Origin of the sequence: Rhodococcus sp. EPR-134, assembly GCF_001647205.1 — a bacterium.
Taxonomy (GTDB): Bacteria; Actinomycetota; Actinomycetes; order Mycobacteriales; family Mycobacteriaceae; genus Rhodococcus_F; species Rhodococcus_F qingshengii.
The window spans coordinates 1-3,707 of sequence record NZ_LVCT01000556.1; the positions used below are offsets into that span (position 1 = coordinate 1).

The following is a 3,707-nucleotide window of genomic DNA, read 5'->3' on the forward strand; positions in this document are numbered from 1 at the left end:
TGCCCGCGAGCCCATCGCTCTCGCGCTGACGCAGGAGAAGACGGTCACCGAGCAAATCGTCCAGCTCGCGAGCACTGCCCGCGAAGAAGGCGACTACCTCGGCGAGCAGTTCATGCAGTGGTTCCTCAAGGAGCAGGTCGAGGAAGTTGCAAGCATGACAACACTTCTCACCATCGCGGACCGCGCAGGCGCCAACCTGTTCGACCTCGAAGACTTCGTGTCCCGCGAGATGAGCACCGTCGGTGACACCACCGGTGCACCGAGCGCAGCCGGCGGAACCATCTAGCCTGCAGCACTCACGGATTTTGCCCTCGAGCCGAACGGTTCGCTTCCTGCCAGCAGGATCGAACTGATCAGCTCGGGGGCATCTGTCATCGGTACGTGCCCAAGGCCGGGCAGAACCATCAACTTTGCCTGCGGGAACGGCTTTTTCACGCGCTGCGCCTGATACACGGGCAGGATGAGATCGCGTCGACCCCACGCAACCGTCACCGGCACAGTGGGATCCACGATGGGCGGCAGCACGAAGTCCATCTCTAGACCGAGATCGACGAGTTCGTTCGACACGAGCGAACGGCAGTCGGCCAACGCCGCTGCATAACCGACATGACTCGGATGAGCGAAGAACGCGGCGAGCGCCGGATAGCGAATCAGCTTGTACCGCAATGCGCGTGGCAATCCGTCACCCATGAGCTTGGCCGTGCCGCGCAGTGCACGGAACGTGTTGATCGCTCGCACCTGATCGAGGTGATTGACAAAGAACCCGGCCGGCGAAAGAGCTGTCGCCGACGCGACATCTCCGCGCGCTGCCAGCGAGAGGGCAATCCAGCCGCCGAGGGAGTTTCCCGCGACGTGGGCACGCTCCCCCGCCGGCGTCACTTCCTTGACGAACTCACTGACATCGTCGATCAGCTGTCCCATGACGTCCGGACCGAGTTCGGGCAGCAGCGACTCTCCGTGACCCGGCAGGTCGACGGTGACGACGCGGCGGTACGGCGTCAGCTGGTTCAAAAGCGAATCCCACGCCTGCCGTCGATGGACGATGCCATGGACGAGCACAAGCGTGGGACCACTACCGGAGATGTCATGCGACAAGGTCATGTCACCAACATTAACCGTAACTTCGCGTAACGCCTATAGTTCGGGCGAAAAAATCAGCGCAGCGTGACCTGGCGACCACGAAGTCCGTCGCGCGAGCGAAGCTCGGCCGAGGTCAGCGGAGCATCGACGGCCAGAGCCTCGGCAAGACGCTCACCGAGCTCGACGGTTGCCGCTACCCACTCGTTTGCATGCTTTTCGCGGTCGAGGTCGAAGACGGGAACCAACAGGCCGTGGGTGCGGAACGAGCCTGCGTAGCGCGAGCCCTCACCCAGATGCAGTCCACCGGTCGCGTGCACGCGCGCCAGCGCGAGCATCAGGTCGTCTTCGCTCTCGGGACGAACCCAACGCAGGTGCGCCTTCTCGCCGGCGTCGACCCACCACGCGGCAACGAGGCCGTCGCCTTCGAGGCGTGCAGAGGGCATGATCGCCGAGTTGGCGTGCTGCACGGTGGCGGCAACCTCGGGATCGGTTTCGACGCCCTCGGGGATCCACCAGTTGAAGTTCTGGTGCACGGTGATGTCGAGCAGGGCCGAGGGATCGACGACAGCGGTGACTGCGGGGGTCTCGGAATCGGGGTTCGCGGCAGAAAGCGCGTCGCCGGGGGCCGCGTCCTTGATCCAGTTCACCGAAGCGGCGAGGTCTGCGCCGAGGTCGGCCGAGTGCGCCTGAACCTGGACACCGACAAATCCTGTGGCCGTCTCGCCCTCGTCACGGACGAGTGCGGCAACAGCGCCGGGGAGGACCGTTGCCAACGTGACGGGACGGTCGGAGCCGATGACCGGCAACGGAGCCGTGGCGGACGGAACGAATTCGCGCAGCGCAACCAGATCGCACTCGGCGGCAAGGCCCTCGAACGGGCGGCTGACTACGCCGGCAGCGGCTTCACGCTCTGCTTGGCGTGCCGCCAGCTTCTCTGCGCGTGCGCTGCCCTGCTTCGGTCCACTGTTTCTTTTGCTCTTCTTGGCCACGAGGGCAAAATCTACACGCTGCCCAGCCATTGCTTCGTGCGCCCGGGATGGTTGGTGGCAACCCAACTGACCCCGAGCTCACGACACAGGTCCACATCCGCTTTGTCGTCGACGGTCCAGCAGTACGTCGCGCGACCCGCAGCAGCGGCCCGATCGACCAGATCGGGATGTTCGCGCAGAGCCTTGATCGACGGCCCGATCGCCGTAGCGCCCACAGCCGTCGACGCACCGCCGCCGAGGTACCGCGACGCGTCACCGAGCAGGACCGTCGGCAGCAGCGGTGCCGAACGACGCACTCGCCACACCGCACTCGCCGAGAAAGACATGACGACAGCGCGCGAATGATCGGCCGACGGCGGTGACGCGATCCCGAAGCGGTGCAGTTCCGCCAGGAGTTTGGCTTCGACCAATCCGCCGAACCTCACGGGGTGCTTGGTCTCGATGAACAGCTTCACCGGGCGCGCAAAATCCAGAGCGAGGGTGATGAGATCGGAGAGAGTCAGCAGTTCGGCCGGTTCGCTCGTCGACCCGTAGTCCAGAGCGTTCAGCGAATCGAGCGTCATCTCGCTGACGATCCCCGTCCCGCTGGAGGTGCGGTCGACCTTGCGGTCGTGAACGCAGACCAGGTGTCCGTCGCGGGTGAGCCGGACGTCGCATTCGAGCCCGTCGGCACCCTCCTCGAGGGCCAGTTCGTAGGCGGCGAGGGTGTGCTCCGGCCGCGCAGCCGACGCACCTCGGTGCGCAACGACGAGTGGACCTCGACGATCTGGGCTCACAGGGCAGCGGTCTCCTTCTCGTCCAGCACCGTCTTCTCTTCCAGCACCGTCTTTTCTTCCAGCACCGAGCGCGGCACTGGCACCCAGCGGGTTTCCGATTCCGGTTCACCGCGCCAGCTCTTGCGCTCGATCCGGCGGATCACGACGAGCGTCAACGCCGCGGTGACGGCAGCGATCAGTGCGATGAAAGCGTTCAGCAGAACCCCGTCGGCCATTGCCTGAATCCCCGGGCGTGATCGCCAGCACGCGTTGACCACCAGCAGCAGAGCGCTGAATGCCCAGAAGCCCCACCAGATCTTGACCAGCAGGGTTCCGCGCGGATCGCGGCGGACCAACTCGAAGAGATAAACGGCCGGCATCACGAGGTTGAGGATCGGCACAGCGCAGCCGACGACAACTTCCGACGCTGTGCGTGGATCGGATTCCCGGGCACCTGCGAAGTGTTCACGACGCCGACGAAGCAGCCAGCACACAGCGGCGATTGCCGCGAAGACCGAGATCAGCAGTCCACCCAACTGAGTGAAGTACACGGCGGCGTCGGAGACCGTGAGCAGCGGCTGCGGGATCAGCCTGGTGCGGTTGCGGACCAGGATCGCGTATCTGCCCAGTTCGGCGAACACTGCCAGTCCGTAGAGGATCGTTGCGAGCGTCAGCAACGGCCCGACTCGGTCGGCCATCCGGTCCGCTCGCGAGGGCGGCACCGGTGAGTTGTCGACGACGTCCTGGAGTCCCCACTGCGGGACAGCGTCGTAGCGCGGAGTGGAGAAGCTACGACGCACTGGTGCGTCCCCCACGCCGCGGGGGTCGGACGGGGAGCGCGCGATCCAGCGGAAGCCACGGCGGTTGGGCGGTTGGTAGATCT

General features: G+C 65.3%; 5 protein-coding genes. 1 reads left to right on the plus strand and 4 read right to left on the minus strand.

Annotated features, from left to right (window positions below):
* Window positions 1–286, plus strand: a 286-nt coding sequence (locus tag A2J01_RS24950; protein WP_269455340.1) for a ferritin, incomplete at its 5' end; no start/stop codon positions are given.
* Here A2J01_RS24950 and A2J01_RS24955 read toward each other — a convergent pair.
* The 4 genes from A2J01_RS24955 to A2J01_RS24970 form a co-directional block, all read right to left on the minus strand.
* Window positions 283–1,101, minus strand: a complete 819-nt coding sequence (locus A2J01_RS24955) for an alpha/beta fold hydrolase (RefSeq protein ID WP_063315270.1) — start codon at window positions 1,099–1,101, stop codon at window positions 283–285. The two genes, A2J01_RS24950 and A2J01_RS24955, sit on opposite strands and share 4 nt — an antisense overlap.
* Window positions 1,102–1,154: 53 nt before the next feature.
* Window positions 1,155–2,069, minus strand: a complete 915-nt coding sequence (locus tag A2J01_RS24960) for a DUF5926 family protein (protein WP_003944127.1) — start codon at window positions 2,067–2,069, stop codon at window positions 1,155–1,157.
* 11 nt (window positions 2,070–2,080) lie between these two features.
* Window positions 2,081–2,845, minus strand: a complete 765-nt coding sequence (locus A2J01_RS24965; protein ID WP_003944175.1) for a glycerophosphodiester phosphodiesterase — start codon at window positions 2,843–2,845, stop codon at window positions 2,081–2,083.
* Window positions 2,842–3,707: DUF4328 domain-containing protein (locus A2J01_RS24970; protein ID WP_156519396.1), on the minus strand; the 866-nt coding region annotated here is incomplete at its 5' end. The genes A2J01_RS24970 and A2J01_RS24965, both read right to left, overlap by 4 nt.